Raw genomic sequence first — 18,149 nt, 5'->3', positions numbered from 1 at the left:
CCAGGCTTCCCGGAGCCGCGCCGAGCGGCGACCGGGCATCGGCCGAATAGGGGGAAAAAGCGGTGGCGGCCCGGCCGGCCGTGGTCAGTCGGAGAGCCGGTGCTGCGCGTAGACCGTCAGTGCGTCCCGTACGAAGGCGGCGGTGCCGTCCCCGTAGCGATCGTAGTTCTTTCCGAAGCGCGGATCGGCGACATACATCTCCCCGAGCCCGATCACGTACGAACGGCTGGGCTCCTTGGCCGAGGACAGCCAGGCGCAGTGCCGCCGCGCGAGCTCCTGCGCCTCGGGCCCGTCGGCGGCGAGCCCGGCCTCCCTGGCCCGGCCCCAGTCGCGCGCGATGGCCTCGTGCTCGTCCTGGAACGCCTTCTTCTCCCCGTCCCCGAGCGAACGCCACCAGCGGTCGCCCTCCTCGTACGCGTCCCGGCCCCAGCGCTCGGTGACCTCCTGCTCGTGGGCGGTGTGGTCGAAGCCGTCGAACACCTCAGCGGCCATGAGTGCCATCCCCTCCTGGGTCTTGTGGAGGGTGGTCCGCACCGAGGCGATCTGCCGTCCGATGCGCGCCTGCTCCTGTTCGAGCAGCCGCAGATGCGCCCGCAGCGCCACCGCCGTGTCCCGCTGCCCCTCCAGTACGTCCTTGATGGCGGGCAGCGAGAGCCCGAGCTCCCGCAGCAGCAGGATGCGCTGCAGCCGGACGAGGGCGTCCTGGTCGTAGTAGCGGTAGCCGTTGCTCCCGATCCGGCTCGGCGCGAGGAGACCGAGGTCCCCGTAGTGCCGGAGCGTGCGGCTCGTGGTGCCGGCCTGGCGGGCGATTTCCTGAATGGACCACTCCATGCCGGAGACGCTAGATCTTTACGCTGCGTCAAGGTCAACCCGGAAAATGCCGGGGAACGACTCGGGCCCGGCACGCTGTCTGCGTGCCGGGCCCGGATCTTCAGTAGCGGGGACAGGATTTGAACCTGCGACCTCTGGGTTATGAGCCCAGCGAGCTACCGAGCTGCTCCACCCCGCGTCGGTGAACACAACTCTACGGCATTCCGGAGGTGGCGTTGACCAATAAGCGGCCCCCTCCTCCGATCCGCGTTCCCCAGCCGTGGGCGAGTACCTTGTTGCATAGAAGTTGCAATAACGATCACTGTGCGAGAAGAGGACCCCGTGCGGACTCCGGTGGTGCTGGGCATCGAGTCGTCGTGTGACGAGACGGGGGCGGGCATCGTCTCCGGCGGGCGTCTGCTCGCGCATGTCGTGGCGTCGAGCATGGACGAGCACGCCCGCTTCGGCGGGGTAGTGCCGGAGATCGCCGCCCGGGCCCACCTCCAGGCGTTCACCCCCGTCGTCCGGGAGGCCCTGGCGCAGGCGGGGCTCGGGGTGCGGGACATCGACGCCGTCGCGGTGACCACAGGGCCCGGACTGTCCGGGGCGCTCCAGGTCGGTCTGGCCGGCGCGAAGTCCCTGGCGTACGCGGCGGGGGTGCCGCTGTACGGGGTGCACCACCTGGCCGGGCACGTGGCCGCCGACACCCTGGAGCACGGGCCGCTGCCAGACCCGTGCATGGTGCTCATCGTCTCGGGCGGGCACACCTCGCTGCTGCTCGTGCGCGATCTGGTGCGCGATCCGATCCTGCACCTGGGCGACACCGTGGACGACGCGGCGGGCGAGTGCTTCGACAAGGTCGCCCGCGTCTTCGGCCTCCCGTATCCGGGCGGGCCGGCCATCGACCGGGCCGCCCGCGAGGGCAACCCCTGTGCCGTCGCCTTCCCCCGGCCGCTGCTGGGGTCGAAGGACGACCCGTACGCCTTCTCCTTCTCCGGGCTGAAGACCGCCGCCGCCCGCTGGGCCGAGCAGCACCGCCTGCGCGGCGACGACATCCCGCTGGCCGACGGGGCGGCTTCGCTCCAGGAGGCCGTCGCGGACGTCCTGACGCGCAAGGCGCTGGCCGCCTGCCGCCGGTACGACGTCCGCACCCTGGTCGTGGTCGGCGGGGTCGCGGCGAACTCCCGGGTCCGGGCGCTGGCCGAGGAGCGGTGCGAGGCGGCGGGCGTCGAACTGCGTGTACCGCCACTGACGCTGTGCACCGACAACGGGGCGATGATCGCCGCCGTCGGCGACCTGCTGGTACGGGCCGGTGCCGACCCGGCCCAGCTGAACGTGTCCATCGACCCGTCGGCGCCGTTGGAGTACGCCGCGCTGCACCCGGTCGCCGCGCCCGCGAGGGTGGCCCGAGCCGCCTGAGCGGCGTGGCACCGCGCCCGGATTTCCCCCTGGTGACCGACCGAAGGACTGAAGAGGACCGCTTGTGCGTACCGCCGACATCCGCAGCCGATTCCTGGACTTCTTCGCCGCCCGGGACCACACCGTCGTCCCCAGCGCACCCCTGCCGACCCCGGACCCGACCCTGCTGTTCGTCAACGCGGGCATGGTGCCGTTCAAGCCGTACTTCACCGGTGAGGCGCCCGCACGCTGGGAGCGGGCCACCAGCGTGCAGAAGTGTGTCCGGACCCTGGACATCGAGGAGGTCGGCCGCACCACCCGGCACGGCTCGTTCTTCCAGATGAACGGCAACTTCTCCTTCGGCGACTACTTCAAGGAAGGGGCCATCGCCTACGCCTGGGAGCTGTCGACGAGCCCGCAGGCCGAGGGCGGCTACGGGCTGGACCCGGACAGGATCTGGGTGACCGTCCACCACTCCGACACCGAGTCGCGCGGCATCTGGCGGCGGGTCGCGGGCCTGCCCGACGAGCGGATCGTGGACCGGGGGGACGAGGACAACTTCTGGTCCATGGGCGTCCCCGGACCGTGCGGGCCCTGCTCCGAGCTGTACTACGACCGCGGCCCGGCCCTCGGCCGGGAAGGCGGTCCGGCGGTCGACGAGGACCGGTACATGGAGTTCTGGAACCTCGTCTTCATGCAGTACGAGCGCGGCCCGGGCCCCGGCAAGTCCGGCTACCCCATCCTCGGGGAGCTGCCCCGCCGCAACATCGACACCGGCATGGGCCTGGAGCGGATGGCGACCCTCCTCCAGGGCGTCGACAACCTCTACGAGATCGACGAGACCCGCCCCGTCCTCCAGCGCGCCGCCGACCTGGCCGGCGTCCGCTACGGGGCCGATCCGGAGGCCGACGTACGGCTGCGGGTCGTCGCCGACCACGTCCGTACGGCCCTGATGCTCCTCGCCGACGGCACCACCCCCGGCAACGAGGGCCGCGGCTACGTCCTGCGCCGCATCCTGCGCCGCGCGGTCCGCTCCATGCGGCTGCTGGGCTACGAGGACCTGGCGCTGGCCGAACTGCTGCCGGTGGCCCGCGACTGCATGGCGCCGAGCTACCCGGAGGTCGCCGACGCCTACACCCGTATCGCCGATCAGGCCGGGGCCGAGGAGGACGCCTTCCGCTCCTCCCTCAAGCAGGGCACCACCGTCCTGGACACCGCCGTCGCCCGGGTCAAGGAGAGCGGCGGCCGGCTGCTGCCCGGCGCCCAGGCGTTCCTGCTGCACGACACGTACGGCTTCCCCATCGACCTCACCCTGGAGATGGCCGCCGAGCAGGGCGTCGAGGTCGACCGCGAGGGCTTCACCGCGCTGATGAACGAGCAGCGCGAGCGGGCCCGCGCGGACGCCCGCGCCCGCAAGGCCGGCGGGGCCGTGGACACCACCGCCCTGCGTCCGGTCCTCGACGCGCACGGGCCGACCGACTGGCGGGCCTGGGACACCCTGGAGACCGAGTCCCGAGTCCTCGCGCTGCTCGGTCCGGCCGGCCCGGTGCCGGTGGCCCGGACCGGCGACATCGTCACCGTCGTCCTGGACCGCACCCCGTTCTACGCCGAGTCCGGCGGCCAGGACAGCGACGCCGGGCTGCTGTCCGGCGCCTCGGTCGAGGCCGAGGTCCTCGACGTCCAGCGCCCGCTGCCCGGCCTGGTCGCCCATCAGGTCCGGATCACCGCCGGTGAACTCGCCCCCGACGACACCGTGCACGCCGCCGTCGACCCCGAGTGGCGGCTCGGCGCCCGCCAGGCCCACTCCGGCACCCATGTCCTGCACGCCGCCCTGCGCGAGATCCTCGGCCCCGACGCCCTCCAGTCCGGCTCCTACAACCGGCCCGGCTACCTGCGCCTCGACTTCCCCTGGCGCGGCGCCCTCTCCGCGACCGTCCGCAGCGAGATCGAGGAGGCCGCCAACCGCGCCCTGCGCCGCGATCTGCCGGTCGGCGTGCGGTGGATGACCCTGCCCGAGGCGAAGGAGATCGGCGCGCTCGCCCTCTTCGACGAGACGTACGGGGAGAAGGTCCGCGTCGTCGAGATCGGCGGGGCCTGGTCCCGGGAGCTGTGCGGCGGTACGCACGTGGAGCGCGCGGCCCAGATCGGCACGGTCGCCCTGACCTCCGAGGGCTCGGTCGGCGCGGGCATGCGCCGCCTGGAGGCGGCCGTGGGCATCGAGGGCTTCGGCTACCTGGCCCGCGAGCGGGACCTGGTGGCGCGGATCGCCGAGCAGCTCGGGGCACCGCGCGCCGAGCTGCCCGACCGGATCGCCGGTCTGCTGGACCGGCTCAAGGCGGCCGACCGGGAGAACGCCCGGCTCAAGCAGCAGGCCACCACGGCACGCGCCGGCGAACTCGCCCAAGCGGCGGCCGAGGCGAACGGCGTGCGGATCGTGACCACGACGGCGGGCGGCAGCGCCCAGGAGGCCCGGGCGCTCGCCCTGGCCGTCCGCGACCGGCTGCCCGACGGCACGCCTGGCGCGGTCGCGGTGGGCACGGAGGACGGGGCGCTGGTCCTCGCCGTCAACAACGCGGCCCGGGAAGCGGGCCTGCACGCCTCCCCGTTGGTGAAGCAGCTTCTCGGTGGCCGCGGCGGAGAGTCGGCCGAGGTCGCCCAGGGCGGCGGCCTCGGACCCGGCGGGGTCGCCGACGCGCTGGCGGCCCTGTCGGCGGTGATCGCCACCGCTGCCGGCTGAGCGGGCCGCAGAGTCTCCTAGCGCAACCCGGCCCCCTTCCACCGGATACGGCACGTGCGTCCGCCGGTCCGGGTCGATGGCGAGTCGGCCGCCGGCCGGGGGCCGGGCCCGTTGGGCGCAGTCGCGGCGTTCGCAGATGCGGCAGCCCAGCCCGATCGGGGTCGCCGCCCGCGTCCCGCAACCGAAGCTGATCAACATGTTCCACGGCGGCAAGACCCCGCTCGTCCCCAGGGACCGCCTCCGCGAACGCGACTACCGGCTGATCATCGTCCCCTCGGACCTCCAGCGCGCCGCGATCACCGCGGTCCGGCGCACGCTGGAGGCCATCAACCGCGGCGGCGACAGCGGCGCCGTCCGCGAGGGCCTGGCCTCCTTCGCCGAACGCGAGCGGATCGTGCGGACGGCGGAGTACCTGGCGATCGGGTCCTGAGGCGGAGGAGGGCCGCACCGGGGCCCCGTCGAGCCGTATGGCAGGGCGCTCACACCGCGCGTAGCGTGAATTTCAGGGGCGGGGTTCGGCATGTGAGGTTCTTGCATGCAACGTCCGATATGCCGGGAGGTCGCGGCATGGCACGGGGTATCCGTAACACGATCGGACTGATCTTGGCGGTCGTCGGCGCTGCCGCAGCGATCTGGGCGCCCTTCCGTAACTGGTACGACGGGCGGCTCGGACACGACTTTCGGGTGTGGGAACTCTTCACCGGGGCCGGCATCACGGATTCGGGTGCGGGGCTGTTCGCGTCCATGTTCCTCCCCCTCTTCGTCGGCGCGCTGCTCACCGTTCTCGGCGTGGCGTTCCGATCGCGGCTCCTCGTCCTGATCGCGGGGATCGTCACGCTCGGATTCGCCGTCCTCTGGATGGTCCGGCAGGCGCAGGCCCAGGGCAGCCTGACCGTCACGGGCGACAGCGACGGGCTCGGCAGCGGCGTGGGCCTGGCCCTCATCGGCGGTCTCCTCATGCTGATCGGCTCGGCCGTCATGAGCGGGCGGGAACGCAGGGCGGTACGAAACGCCCGCCATGAACAGGAGCAGCGGGGGCAGGACGCTCTGGACCGCGAGGAGGACGCGGAGCGACACCGCACCGGAGTCGAGCAGTCGTACGGCACGGCCGCCCGGGACGGGGCCGCCGGAGGCGGCACCGACCGAGCCGGCGCGACCGAGGCGCGCCCCGGTACCGACGCCGGGCCCGCTCGGGGCACGCCGGTCGAGGGCGAATCCCAGCGGCGCTTCCGCCGGTCTCAGCAGCAGACGTCGGCAGCACCGCGCGGCCGGCCGGTTCCGGCGCGGGACGCCGGCGGCGGGGAGCCCGGACGGAGGGACACGGACCGGACGCAGTACGAGCAGAGCGACCGGGACACGGGAGCCCGTCCGCCCGATCAGGGCTCGCCGGGCAGGAGGTACCCGGACCGCGGAGACCAGCAGTAAGCCGCGCTGGTGTTCCATCTGTCCAGATCTGCGTACTCCGTCCGGATCCGGGTACGTGACCCCTGTGCCGACGGGTCTCCGCGGCGCCTTCTGGGGCAGGGGAACCATCGCAATGCCGATATCCACGACGGCTCCGGCCTCGGCCACCGACGCGCCCCTGGTGGCGCTCCCGCAGATCCGCGACCCCAGCAAGGTGGCGCCGAAGGACGCCCGCGCCCTCAGCTCCGTCTTCTTCGAACGGCTGCGGGTGCTGGAAGAGGGAACGCACGAGTACCAGTACGCGCGGAACACCCTGATCGAGACGAATCTGTCTCTGGTCCACTTCGCCGCGCGCCGGTTCCGCAACCGCGGCAGCGGCGAGATGGAGGAGATCGTCCAGGTAGGAACGGTCGGCCTGATCAAGGCGATCGACCGGTTCGACCTCAGCCGGGAGGTGGAATTCACCTCCTTCGCCATCCCCTACATCGTCGGGGAGATCAAGCGGTTCTTCCGAGACGCCACCTGGGCGGTCCACGTACCACGCCGCCTGCAGGAGCTGCGCGTCACCCTTGCCAAGACCAAGGAAGAACTCGCCGGACGGCTGGACCGGGATCCCACCGTCCAGGAACTCGCCCGCCATCTGGAGCTCAGCGAGGACGAGATCATCGAGGGTCTCATCGCGTCGAACGGATACACCGCGGGGTCCTTGGACATGCCCGTCGGGAGCGAACGGGACAGCGGGTCGACCGTCACCTACGGCGACGTCGAAGGGGACATCGATCCCGCCATCGAGCGGGTCGAGGATCTCCACGCGCTGGCGCCCCTGCTCGAAGACCTGAACGACCGCGACCGGTCCATCGTGGCCATGCGCTTCGGCCAGGAGATGACCCAGTCCGAGATCGGCCGACAGCTCGGCATCTCCCAGATGCACGTCTCCCGGCTCCTGACCCACCTCCTCGGACGGCTCCGCACCGCGATGCTGACGCACGGATGAATCCCGCGGAGTGAGCCTCGCGTAGCCGCGGAAGGCCCGCCGCCACGCCGGGCGGCAGCTCCGATCCGGAGGAGGGCGGCCGAGGCCGCGCCCCTCCACCCATCAGTCCAGCGACAGCGGTCACGTCCTCGGCTGTTCCGTTCCCACCACATCGCGGTGACCGCCCAACGGCTGCCCGGTGTCGGCCACGAGAGGTTCGTACTCATGACCGCAGAAGTCTCCGTCCGCCCCGAGCGGACGACCGGGAGCGATTTCGCCCGGCTGTCCAAGAGGATCGCCGACCACGGCCTGATGGCCCGACGACCCCGCTACTACGCGGTCCGTATCGTGGCCGTGAGTGCCCTGTACGTCGCCGGCTGGACCGCTTTCGTCCTCGTCGGCGCCTCCTGGTGGAACCTGGCCGTCGCCGTCTTCCTGGCCGCGGTCTTCGGCCAGGTGGCCCTGCTGGCCCACGACATCGCCCACCGCCAGGTCTTCCGGCTGCGCAAGGCCAGCGAGAGGTCAGGGCGCATCACCGCGAACATCGGCATCGGCATGGGCTACGGCTGGTGGCAGGACAAGCACACCCGCCACCACGCCAACCCCAACCACGAGACCCTCGACCCCGACATCGAGCCCGATCTGCTGGTCTGGTCGCAGGACCAGGCCCGCTCGGCCAAGGGCCTGCCCCGGCTGATCGGCCGCTCGCAGGCGTACCTGTTCTTCCCTCTCCTCACCCTGGAAGCCATCAACCTGCACGTGTCGGGCCTGCGGGCGCTGGCCGACCGTTCGCTCAAGCACCGGATGCTGGAGGGGTCCCTGCTCGTCGCGCACTGCGCGGCCTACCTGACGGCGCTCTTCCTGGTGCTGCCGCCCGGCATGGCGATCGCCTTCCTCGCCGTCCACCAAGGCCTCTTCGGTCTGTACCTCGGCTCCGTCTTCGCCCCCAACCACAAGGGCATGCCGATCCGGACGGGCAACGACCGGCCGGACTTCCTGCGCCGCCAGGTCCTCACCTCACGCAACGTCAGCGGCAACTGGTTCACGGACATCGTCCTGGGCGGGCTGAACTACCAGATCGAGCACCACCTCTTCCCGAGCATGCCCAGCCCCAACCTGCGCAAGGCCCAGATCGTCGTCCGGCGCTACTGCGAAGAGCTGGATGTCGCCTACCTGGAGACCAGCCTGATCGCCTCCTACCGGCAAGCACTCCGCAGCCTCCACCAGGCAGGCGCTCCCCTGCGCCGGACAGAGGCACGCCCCGCGTGACCGGTGATCCCTCACCCCGCCGACGCGGCCGCAACCGCGCGACGCTCCCGCCGGGCTCGGCCGTCAGCCCCGGTTGCGAGCTACGGGAGAAGCCCTCGCGCCGGGAGTCTGCCACGATGGCGCGCATGGACGTGCGGAGCAGGAACCATGTCAGGGTGACCGGGCGGGCCGGTGCGCCGGTGGTGATGCTGGCGCACGGGTTCGGGTGCGACCAGAACATGTGGCGTCTGGTGGTGCCTGCGCTGGAGCGGCACTTCACCGTCGTCCTCTTCGACCACGTCGGCTCGGGAAACTCGCAGCTGTCTTCCTGGAGCCAGGACCGGTACGGATCGCTGGACGGTTACGTCGCCGATGTCCTGGAGGTCGTCGGGGAGCTGGCGCTGGGGCCGGTCATGTTCGTGGGGCATTCGGTGAGCGCGATGATGGGCGTGCTGGCCGCCGCGCGCGAGCCGGAGGCGTTCGCCGGACTGGTGCTGCTCGCACCGTCTCCCTGCTTCATCGACGATCCGGCCACGGGGTACCGGGGCGGCTTCAGCGCCGCCGACATCGATGAGCTGCTGGAGTCGCTGGACGCCAACTATCTCGGCTGGTCGGGCGCGATGGCACCGGTGATCATGGGCAACCCGGATCGGCCCGAGCTGGGCGAGGAGCTGACGAACAGCTTCTGCCGCACGGATCCGGAGATCGCGCGCGTCTTCGCCCGGGTGACGTTCCTGTCCGACAACCGCGCCGACCTCGCGGCAGTGCGGGTGCCCACGCTGGTCGCCCAGTGCTCCAGCGATGCGATCGCACCGCCGGAGGTCGGCGCGTTCGTCCACGCCCGGATACCGGGAAGCCGGCTGGTCACACTGAACGCGACGGGGCACTGCCCTCAGCTGGCTGCCCCGGAAGAGACCGCTGCGGCGATCGCCGCGTTCGCCGGGGCGGCGCGGTGATGTGCGAGACGGGCGACGCGGCGGACAGCAGGGACCCGGCACCCGTGGATGAGGAGGCCCGCTTCTCCGAACTGCTGGAGGACAGTGCCGAGGACCTCTACGAGCACGCCCCGTGCGGCTACCTCTCCACCCTGCTGGACGGCCGGATCGCCAAGGCCAACACGACCCTGCTGGACTGGCTCGGCTACCGGCGCGGCGATCTGGTGGGCCGCATGGCCTTCTCCGACCTTCTGACCGTCGGCGGCCGGCTCTATCACGAGACCCACTTCGCCCCGCTGCTGCGGATGCAGGGCGAGATCAGCGGCATCGCCCTGGAACTCAAGGCGGCCGACGGCTCCCACCTGCCGGTCATGGTCACCTCGACAGTCAAGACCGGCAGCGACGGGCAACCCCTGCTGATCCGCACCACCCTCTTCGACGCCCGCGACCGCCGCGCCTACGAGACGGAACTGCTGCGGGCCCGCCAGGAAGCCGACCAGGAACGCGACCGCCTCAAGCTCCTGAACACCACCCTGCAGAAGACACTGCTGCCGCCCACGCTGGCCAACGTGCCCGGCCTGGACGTCGCCGCGCACTACCACATCGCCTCCGTCGACGAGGTCGGCGGCGACTTCTACGACCTGTTCCCCCTGGCCGCCGGGACCTGGGGCCTGTTCCTGGGCGACGTGTGCGGCAAGGGCGCCGCCGCCGCGGCCGTCACCTCCCTGGCCCGCTACACCCTGCGCGCCGCCGCCGTCTACGACCCGGACCCGGCCGCCGTACTCGCCAACCTCAACACCGTCCTCAACCACGAGTACCAGGGCACCGACCCCCGCTTCTGCACCGTCGTCTTCGGCCTCCTCACCCCCGACCCCGACCGCGGCGGCTTCCGCATCACGCTGGCCAGCGGCGGCCACCCCCCAGCCCTGCTGATGCGCGCCGACGGCACCGCCGACTACCTGCCCACCCCCGGCGGGCAGCTCATCGGCGCCCTGCCCGACGCCCACATCGCCACCACCACCGTCCACCTCGCCCCCGGCGACACGCTGCTCCTGCACACCGACGGCCTCACCGAAGCCCACACCACCGCCGCCGGAGGCGAGGACCGCTACGGCGACGAGGCCTTCCTCGACTTCGGCCACGACCTCGCCCCCACCACCGCGTCGGACACCATCGGCGCAGTCCGCGACCTGCTCCGCACCTTCGGCACCGGCGTGGACGACGACACCGCCGTCCTCGCCATCCACGTGCCCCGATCCCTCAGTGAAGAGCAGCAGTGACCCAGCACTTGACCCTCAGCACCCGCACCACCGCTGCCGGCACGGTCATGGAACTCGCCGGGGAACTCGACCACCACACCGCACCCCAGGTCCGCGACGCCCTGCCCGGGCTCGCCCTGCGCCCGGGACAACAGCTCGTCATCGACCTCAAGGGCATCACCTTCTGCGACTCCAGCGGAATCACCGCCCTGATCGCCGCCCGCAACCACGCCCTGGCCGCCGACGCGACCATCGCACTGGCCGCCCTCCCCGAACACCTCGCCCGGATCATCCGCATCATCGGCCTGGACCAGGTCTTCCCCACCCACCCCACCGCACAGCACGCCGAGGACGCCTGGCGAACCGTCTCGGATTGATCCGCCGGATCTCCCGTCCGAGTCACGCAGTGGTCGGCGTACAGCACCGCAGGACGTGCGCCTGACGCGGGAACCACATGGCGAAGCGCCCCCACCCGGACGGGACCGGATGGAGGCGCTTCTTCGCAGATGGCGGGCTTGCGCCCTGTCCTGCTGTCGGTAGGCCGTGTGGGACTCGAACCCACAACCAACGGATTAAAAGTCCGCTGCTCTGACCAATTGAGCTAACGGCCCGTGCAACATCACCCCCCGAGCATAGCCCGCCCGGTCCCGGCAGCCGATCCGGTATCGGTCTTGGGCCCGTCGCGCGCGTTGCGGGAGCCCGGCGTGGGCTCAGGAACAGGTGGGACGAGGGGGTCGGGAACAGCAACAGGGCCCGTACGTCACCGAGTCGGTTCGGTGGCGTACGGGCCCTGCCGGTCTGTCAGGCGGACCTGCTCGGCCGGAGGCCGGCCGGGCTGGGGTCAGCCGTTGCGCTTCCAGCGCGGCTTGTCGTCGCGGCGGCCGAACGAACCGGTGTTGGTGCCGGTGTTGGCGCCACGGTGGTCGTCACGGCGGCCGGTCGGGCGGTCGCTGCCGCCGGAGCGGAAGCCACCCGACGGGCGGTCGTCACGACGGTCACGGTTGAACGGGCGGTCGCTGCCGCCGGAGCGGTAACCGCCGGAGGGGCGGTCGTCACGGCGGTCGCGGTTGAACGACGGGCGGTCGTTGTCGCGGCGCTCGAAGGAGCGGCCGCCACGGTCGTCGCGACGGTCGTTGCCACCGGAGCGGAAGCCACCCGACGGGCGGTCGTCACGACGGTCACGGTTGAACGAGGGGCGGTCGTCGCGGCGCTCGAAGGAGCGGCCGCCACGGTCGTCGCGACGGTCGTTGCCACCGGAGCGGAAGCCACCCGACGGGCGGTCGTCGCGACGGTCGTTGCCACCGGAGCGGAAGCCACCCGACGGGCGGTCGTCACGACGGTCACGGAACGACGGACGGTCGTTGTCGCGACGCTCGAAGGAGCGGCCACCACGGTCGTCCCGACGGTCGTTGCCACCGGAGCGGAAGCCACCCGACGGGCGGTCGTCACGACGGTCGTTGCCTCGGTAGCCGCCACGGTCGCCACCGCGGTTGTCGCGGCGCTCGTAGTTGCCCCGCTCGTCGCGGCGCTGCTCGTCGCGGGCGGCCGGCTGCTCGGGGACGGAGATGGCGGCCACGAGGGCGGCCTCCGCCTCAGCGGTGACCTCGGCGACCGCGGCCTCCGGGTCGTCGCCCCGCTCGCGGGCGGCACGGGCGACCAGGCGGTCGGCCTCCTCGCGGAGCTCGACGGCGCGGCGCTGGACGCGCTCCAGCTGCTTCGTCAGGTCGGCGGCCTCGCGCTCGGCCTGCTTGGCGGCGTTGTTCGCGGAGTCGGCCTGGACCTCGGTGAGCGAACGGGCGCCGGTGATCTCGGCGACCTCCGGCTCGAAGACGCCCGCGCCCTGGACGATGTGGCGCGAGGCGTCGACGCCCGCGTCCTCCATCAGGCGGAAGATCTGGCGGCGCTGGTGCGGGAGCGCCAGCGAGACGACGACACCGGACTTGCCGGCGCGGGCGGTACGGCCCGAGCGGTGCAGGTAGTCCTTGTGGTCTCCGGCCGGGTCCACGTTCAGGACCAGGTCGATGCCGTCGACGTGGATACCGCGGGCGGCGACGTCAGTCGCGACGAGGGCGTTGACGTAACCCTTCTTGAAGTCCTCCAGGACCCGCGTACGGGCGCCCTGGGTCATGCCGCCGTGCAGCGCGTCGGCCTTCACGCCGGACTCGATGAGCTGCTCGGCGATGCGGTCGGCGCCCAGCTGGGTGCGGACGAAGATGATGGTGCGGCCCTTGCGGGCGGCGATGGCGGCGGTGACCGGCGCCTTGTCCTTCGGCTTCACGACGAGGACGTGGTGCGACATGGTCGTGACGTTGCCCTGGGCGCTGTCGACCTCGTGCGTGACCGGGTTGGAGAGGTAGCGCTTGACCAGCGTGCCGATCTCGTTCTCCATGGTGGCGGAGAAGAGCATCCGCTGACCGCCGGCCGGGACCTGGTCGAGCAGCTCGGTGACCTCGGGCAGGAAGCCCAGGTCGGACATCTGGTCGGCCTCGTCGAGGACGGCGACCTGGACGTCCTCCAGGGAGCAGGCGCCGCGGTTGATGATGTCGCGCAGCCGGCCCGGGGTGGCGACGAGAACGTCGACGCCGCGCTCCAGGGCGTAGATCTGGTTGCCCATCGACGTACCGCCGCAGACGACCTTCATCTTCAGGCCGAGCACGTCGCCGTACGGCTGGAGGGCGTCCGCGACCTGCATCGCGAGCTCGCGGGTCGGGGTGAGGATGACGGCGCGGGGCTTCTTCTTCTCGGTGCGGCCACCGGCCAGCGCGGCCAGGGTGGGCAGACCGAAGGAGAGGGTCTTGCCGGAGCCCGTACGGCCACGGCCGAGGATGTCCTTGCCGGCCAGGGCGTCCGGGATGGTCGCCGCCTGGATCGGGAAGGGGGTGGTGACGCCGTTCTGCGCGAGCTTGCGGACGATGCCCTCGGGCAGGCCCAGGTCGCCGAAGGTGACAGTCGGCTCGGTGGAGGCCTCGGACGCCTCGGCCTCGGGGGCCTCAGCAGCCTCGGGGACCTCTTCGGTCTTCTCGGCGGCCGGGGCGGTCGCACCGGCCGGGGCCTCGGTCACGGCGGACTCGACCAGCTCGGCGAGCTCGGCGTTGTCGACGTTCTCGGGCATGACGGTGCGGTCAGAACTGGAAATTGACATGCGAAATGCGAAACCTTCCGGAGTCTCGGCACGCGCCCATAACTCCGTGATTCGCAATTTCGACCGCCTCAATGCGGTCCAGCCACGGCAAGGGAGAGTACGCGCCACACGGCGCTCTTCTGTGTCGGCGCCGGGCAATGGGATCAAACGATCTACCACCATACGCACCCTCACCCACCTTGCGCAAACCACCCTCGCAGTGACGCCGACTACACCGGCCCCACCTGCGGCGATGCCTCCGGCGTCCGCAGCGGACCGACCGGCTTCGGCCCGCCCGTCCCCTGGGCCCGGAACTGCGCGGCGGGCGACGCCGACGGGGGCGGCTCCGGCGGGTCGGTGGGCTGCGGCTCGGGGTCCGGGTCCGGGGCGGGCGTCGGCGGGGCCGGCGGCTCCGGAGTGACCGGCGGCGGCTCCCCCGGCCCCGGGGTCGAGGGCGTCGGCGTGGGCCGCACCCCTCCGCCGCCACGGGTGGGCTGCCCGGGGGCGGCCGGTTCCGGGCGGGCGTCCTTGGTGGTGGCCGACGGCTTCGCACCGGAGGCGTCGGGGCGTGGGCTGCTGCCGGGAACGCCCCGGTCGGAGTGGGGGTGGGCGCCCCCGCCGCGTCCTCCGGACTGCCCGGAGCCGGGAATCGTGTTCCCGGCCGGATCGGTCTGGGCGCCCTTCGGGCCTGCGGACCGCGAGGGCCCCGGCCCTCCGGCGCCGTCCTCGCCGACGCTCATGCAGCCGGTGGACGCGGCGATCGTCAACGCGGTGACGGCTGCCCAGCGGACAGGGGCGGGGAACTGGCGCACGAGGGGCACCTCCGGGGCGAGGGAGCGGGAGCGTGGCGAGGGGTGGAGCCCGCGACGCCGGAGCGAGGCTTCGCACCGTGCCCAACTCCCCCGACCCCGCCGGAGACACGCCCGAAACCGCAACGCCCCGCACGTGCCCTCACCGCACGAAGCCCCGCTACCCCCCGAACCCGCCCGCCAGCTTCGCCCCCAGGAACACCGCGCCCAGCCCCGCCAGCAGGGACGCCAGCACATTGGCCGCGGCCAGGAAGGCGCGGCCCGTCTCGGCCAGGCGGAGGGTCTCGTACGAGAACGTCGAGTACGTCGTCAGCGCCCCGCACAGGCCCGTCGCCAGCAGGGCGTGCACCGGGGAGGAGACCGCGGCGCCGGTCAGCACGCCGAGCAGCAGGCTGCCCGCGATGTTCGCCGTGAAGGTGCCCCACGGGAAGACGTACGGGACGCCCGGGCCCTGGTACGTCTGCACCGCACGGTCCGTCAGATAGCGCAGGGGCGCGCCCACCGCGCCGCCGATCGCCACCAGCAGCCAGGTCACGCCGTGCGCCCCTCGGCCCGCGCGCCGGGTCGCCCGCCCCGGTCCAGCCAGGCCCGTGTCGCCACGGCCGCCGCCCCCACCGATGCGAGCGCGGCCACCGCCGTCGCCACCGTGTACGCCATCGCCACCGCGACCTCCTGACGGACCAGCAGGCCCGAGACGTCCGCCGCGTACGTCGAGAAGGTCGTGTAGCCGCCGAGCACCCCGACGCCGAGGAAGGGCCGCACCAGCGGGCGGGTGATCCGGCCCCGCTCGACGGTCAGCACCATCAGGACGCCGATGAGGGCGCAGCCGGTCACGTTGACGGCGAACACCGTCCACGGGAAACCGTGACCGGGCGTCGGCCAGAGCACCAGCGCCCCGTACCGGGCGAGGGCTCCGAGCGCGCCGCCGGCCGCGACCGCCGCCAGCACCCGGCCCTGCGGTGCGGACGGCGGGCCGGGCTCCGGCAGCTCCCGCGGTTCCTGCTCGCTCATCCGTACCCCAGGGCGTGCAGCCGCTCGTCGTCGATGCCGAAGTGGTGGGCGATCTCGTGGACCACGGTGATCTCGGTCTCCGCGACGACGTCCTCCTGGGTCTCGCACATCCGCAGCGTCGGGCCCCGGTAGATGGTGATCCGGTCCGGCAGCACTCCGGCGTACCACTCGCCGCGGTCGGTGAGCGGGGTGCCCTCGTAGAGCCCGAGCAGGTCGGGGTCGCCGGGGTCCGGTTCGTCCTCGACGAACACCGCCACGTTGTCCATCAGCCGCGTCAGCTCCGGCGGAATCCGGTCCAGAGCCTGGCTCACCAGCTCCTCGAACTGTTCGCGCGTCATCTCCAGCACCCGGCCATTGTCCCGTACGGGGGCCGGGTACGGGCAGATGGCCACCGCCCGGCATCGCGGCGACCGGGTCCGTACGGACGCATGACCGGTGGAGCCGCCCGGCATGGTGAAGGCCGTACCGGGGCATACGGGCCCAATGGTCCGCGTCCCGTTCCGTGCCGCAGCCGACCGCGTCTGGCACCGCCTCAGCCAGCTCGTCCGCCCGGCGTCCCGGAGCCGTACCGCCGCCCCGAAAGCCTCCCGCGCGACGGACCGAACCGGCGCGACGGGCCCCGCCGGGCCGAAGGCACCCCGCCCGGCGGTCCCCGGCGACCTGGCGGCTCCCGCCCGCAGCCCCTGGCTCCGCGCGCTGGGCATGCTCGCCGTCGTCGTGCTGGGGGCCTGGCTGGGACTGCTCGCCGTGGGGTCCATCCGTACGCCGGTCGGCCCCATGGACACCAACATGACGCTCCGCCCCTCCCTCACCGGCGGCAGCAAGATCAACGTGGCCCCGCTCGGCGCCCTGGAGCTGGACTCGCACATCGCGCCGCTGCGGCTCGACGTGGACGTGGACCGCCTCGACCCCGAGCGCTCCCAGGCCCTGGTCGACCAGCCGGAACGGTTCTCCGGCCTCCAGGACGAGGTGACCCGGGACGTCGCCGCCGGGACCAGGGAGCTGGCCGTGCGCTCCTGCGTCGCCGTGATCTCCGGCGCCACCGCCCTCGGCCTCGTCGTCTACCGCCGCCCCCGCCGCGCCCTGGCCGCCGGCGGGCTCGCCCTCACCCTGCTGGCCGCGTCCGGCGTCAGCGCGTACGCCACCTGGAACCCGAAGTCCGTGCTGGAGCCGAAGTTCTCCGGGCTGCTCTCCAGCGCCCCGTCGCTGGTCGGCGACGCCCGCTCGATCGTCACCGAGTTCGACATGTACCAGCAGGAACTGGCCCGCCTGGTCACCAACGTCACCAAGCTGTACGACGCGACCTCCACGCTCCCCGTCTACCAGCCCGACCCCGGCACCATCCGGGCCCTGCACGTCTCCGACATCCACCTCAACCCGGCGGCCTGGCACATCATCGCCTCGCTCGTCGAGCAGTACGAGATCGACGTGATCATCGACTCCGGCGACACGATGGACCACGGCTCCGCCGCCGAGAACGGCTTCCTCGACCCGATCCGCGACCTCGGCGCGCCCTACGTCTGGGTGCGCGGCAACCACGACTCGACCGTCACCCAGGACTACCTGGAGAAGTTCCGGAACGTCCGCGTCCTCGACGACGGCAAGGCGGTGGACGTCGGCGGGCTGCGGATCGCGGGCACCGGCGACGCCTCCTTCACCCCGGACCGGACCGGCCCCGGCGGCAACAAGGCGGCCGCCCAGCTGGAGGGCGCACGCCTGGCCACCGCTCTGCGCGACCAGGAGCGGGCGGGCACCCCCGTCGACATCGCCGTCGCCCACGACCCGAACACCGCCCGGGCGACCGACGGCACGGTCCCGCTGGTGCTCTCCGGCCACCTCCACCGCCGGATCAACGAACAGCTGAAGCTCGGCACCCGGCTGAAGGTCGAGGGCTCCACGGGCGGCGGCGGGCTGCGCGCCGTGCAGAACGAGAAGCCCGAGAAGGTGCACGCGTCGGTGCTCTACCTGGACCGCTCCACCCGCCGGCTCCAGGCCTGGGACGAGATCACGCTCGGCGGTCTCGGGCTGACGACCGCCGAGGTCAGCCGCCATCTCCCGGAGGAGAACCTGAAGAAGGACTCCCCCGGCTCGCCCTCCCCGTCGCCGTCGTCCGCGTCCTCGTCGCCCTCCGCGACCCGCTCCCCGGGCCGCCCGACCCCATCGCCGTAAACCGTTTTGGCGATAGCTCCACCCATCCCATATGCTTCTCACGTCCCCGACGCGCTGCAAAGCGAACCGGCGGGCCAATAGCCCTCATCGTCTAGTGGCCCAGGACGCCGCCCTTTCAAGGCGGTAGCACGGGTTCGAATCCCGTTGGGGGCACGTTTCACCGTGTGCGAGACTTGTTTCGCACATTGCTTGGTCCTGTGGAGCAGTTTGGAGTGCTCGCCACCCTGTCAAGGTGGAGGCCGCGGGTTCAAATCCCGTCAGGACCGCTTGCAGCC

Annotated in this window: 16 protein-coding genes, 4 tRNA genes and 1 pseudogene; 12 read left to right on the top strand and 9 right to left on the bottom strand. The window is 72.3% G+C overall.

Translation table 11 applies throughout. The annotated features are described in order from the left end of the window. Nucleotides 1-84: 84 nt before the first annotated feature. Entirely contained in the window at nt 85-831 is a 747-nt protein-coding gene (locus tag IE134_RS07295) for a MerR family transcriptional regulator (protein WP_189429889.1), read from the bottom strand. A 104-nt stretch (nt 832-935) separates the two neighbouring features. Then, nucleotides 936-1,009, bottom strand: a tRNA-Met gene (locus IE134_RS07290). 155 nt (nt 1,010-1,164) lie between these two features. Between IE134_RS07290 and tsaD the strand changes: the two genes are divergently transcribed. Together tsaD and alaS are read left to right on the top strand one after the other, a co-directional pair. Further along, entirely contained in the window at nt 1,165-2,229 is a 1,065-nt protein-coding gene (gene tsaD, locus IE134_RS07285; RefSeq protein WP_030707709.1) for a tRNA (adenosine(37)-N6)-threonylcarbamoyltransferase complex transferase subunit TsaD, read from the top strand. A gap of 64 nt (nt 2,230-2,293) precedes the next feature. Further along, nucleotides 2,294-4,945 carry an alanine--tRNA ligase gene (gene alaS / locus IE134_RS07280; protein WP_189429888.1) on the top strand — a complete coding sequence of 884 codons (2,652 nt, stop codon included), beginning with the start codon at nt 2,294-2,296 and terminating at the stop codon, nt 4,943-4,945. Between the two features lie 33 nt (nt 4,946-4,978). On the opposite strand, the pseudogene IE134_RS07275 reads toward alaS, so the two are convergent. After that, a pseudogene (locus IE134_RS07275) lies at nt 4,979-5,116 on the bottom strand (short-chain fatty acyl-CoA regulator family protein); the annotation flags it as partial. On the opposite strand from IE134_RS07275, the gene IE134_RS07270 reads away from it, so the two are divergent. From IE134_RS07270 to IE134_RS07240, 7 genes are all read left to right on the top strand, one after another. Next, nucleotides 5,082-5,375 (top strand): hypothetical protein, encoded by a 294-nt coding sequence (locus tag IE134_RS07270; protein WP_030707705.1) that lies wholly within the window; start codon nt 5,082-5,084, stop codon nt 5,373-5,375. The pseudogene IE134_RS07275 and the gene IE134_RS07270 sit on opposite strands and share 35 nt — an antisense overlap. A gap of 137 nt (nt 5,376-5,512) precedes the next feature. Continuing rightward, nucleotides 5,513-6,370 (top strand): hypothetical protein, encoded by an 858-nt coding sequence (locus tag IE134_RS07265; RefSeq protein ID WP_179887479.1) that lies wholly within the window; start codon nt 5,513-5,515, stop codon nt 6,368-6,370. A gap of 112 nt (nt 6,371-6,482) precedes the next feature. Beyond that, nucleotides 6,483-7,343: a SigB/SigF/SigG family RNA polymerase sigma factor gene (locus IE134_RS07260; protein WP_030707701.1), complete on the top strand. Its 861-nt coding sequence runs from the start codon at nt 6,483-6,485 to the stop codon at nt 7,341-7,343. Nucleotides 7,344-7,547: 204 nt separating this feature from the next. Further along, nucleotides 7,548-8,591, top strand: coding sequence for a fatty acid desaturase family protein (locus tag IE134_RS07255; RefSeq protein WP_010056493.1), 1,044 nt, complete (start codon nt 7,548-7,550; stop codon nt 8,589-8,591). A gap of 125 nt (nt 8,592-8,716) precedes the next feature. Beyond that, nucleotides 8,717-9,526 (top strand): alpha/beta fold hydrolase, encoded by an 810-nt coding sequence (locus IE134_RS07250; protein ID WP_030707699.1) that lies wholly within the window; start codon nt 8,717-8,719, stop codon nt 9,524-9,526. Further along, nucleotides 9,526-10,785, top strand: a complete 1,260-nt coding sequence (locus IE134_RS07245) for a PP2C family protein-serine/threonine phosphatase (RefSeq protein ID WP_030707697.1) — start codon at nt 9,526-9,528, stop codon at nt 10,783-10,785. Before IE134_RS07250 ends, IE134_RS07245 begins: the two co-directional genes overlap by 1 nt. Next, nucleotides 10,782-11,141: an STAS domain-containing protein gene (locus tag IE134_RS07240; RefSeq protein WP_010056489.1), complete on the top strand. Its 360-nt coding sequence runs from the start codon at nt 10,782-10,784 to the stop codon at nt 11,139-11,141. The genes IE134_RS07245 and IE134_RS07240 overlap by 4 nt, the downstream gene beginning before the upstream one ends. A gap of 160 nt (nt 11,142-11,301) precedes the next feature. On the opposite strand, the gene IE134_RS07235 is transcribed toward IE134_RS07240, so the two are convergent. The 6 genes from IE134_RS07235 to IE134_RS07210 form a co-directional block, all read right to left on the bottom strand. Then, nucleotides 11,302-11,375 (bottom strand) — tRNA-Lys (locus IE134_RS07235). A 230-nt stretch (nt 11,376-11,605) separates the two neighbouring features. After that, on the bottom strand, nt 11,606-13,906 hold the full coding sequence (locus IE134_RS07230) for a DEAD/DEAH box helicase (RefSeq protein WP_373301883.1): 2,301 nt from the start codon (nt 13,904-13,906) through the stop codon (nt 11,606-11,608). 209 nt (nt 13,907-14,115) lie between these two features. Beyond that, nucleotides 14,116-14,697 (bottom strand): hypothetical protein, encoded by a 582-nt coding sequence (locus IE134_RS07225; RefSeq protein WP_189429882.1) that lies wholly within the window; start codon nt 14,695-14,697, stop codon nt 14,116-14,118. A gap of 157 nt (nt 14,698-14,854) precedes the next feature. Then, nucleotides 14,855-15,229, bottom strand: a complete 375-nt coding sequence (gene crcB / locus IE134_RS07220) for a fluoride efflux transporter CrcB (RefSeq protein WP_098895231.1) — start codon at nt 15,227-15,229, stop codon at nt 14,855-14,857. Beyond that, nucleotides 15,226-15,705, bottom strand: a complete 480-nt coding sequence (locus tag IE134_RS07215) for a FluC/FEX family fluoride channel (RefSeq protein ID WP_126932562.1) — start codon at nt 15,703-15,705, stop codon at nt 15,226-15,228. Before IE134_RS07215 ends, crcB begins: the two co-directional genes overlap by 4 nt. Beyond that, complete coding sequence (locus tag IE134_RS07210; RefSeq protein WP_006125792.1) at nt 15,702-16,052, bottom strand: metallopeptidase family protein; 351 nt, start codon at nt 16,050-16,052, stop codon at nt 15,702-15,704. Before IE134_RS07210 ends, IE134_RS07215 begins: the two co-directional genes overlap by 4 nt. Nucleotides 16,053-16,188: 136 nt before the next feature. Between IE134_RS07210 and IE134_RS07205 the strand changes: the two genes are divergently transcribed. The 3 genes from IE134_RS07205 (at nt 16,189) to IE134_RS07195 (ending at nt 18,140) form a co-directional block, all read left to right on the top strand. Beyond that, on the top strand, nt 16,189-17,874 hold the full coding sequence (locus IE134_RS07205) for a metallophosphoesterase family protein (protein ID WP_189429880.1): 1,686 nt from the start codon (nt 16,189-16,191) through the stop codon (nt 17,872-17,874). Nucleotides 17,875-17,954: 80 nt separating this feature from the next. Further along, nucleotides 17,955-18,027 (top strand) — tRNA-Glu (locus IE134_RS07200). Between the two features lie 38 nt (nt 18,028-18,065). After that, a tRNA-Asp gene (locus IE134_RS07195) sits at nt 18,066-18,140 on the top strand. Nucleotides 18,141-18,149 lie beyond the last annotated feature (9 nt).

The organism is Streptomyces rubiginosohelvolus (assembly GCF_014649875.1).
Lineage (GTDB): Bacteria > Actinomycetota > Actinomycetes > Streptomycetales > Streptomycetaceae > Streptomyces > Streptomyces rubiginosohelvolus.
The sequence above is the reverse complement of the archived record's forward strand: the minus strand, read 5'-3'. Positions and strand labels throughout refer to the sequence as shown.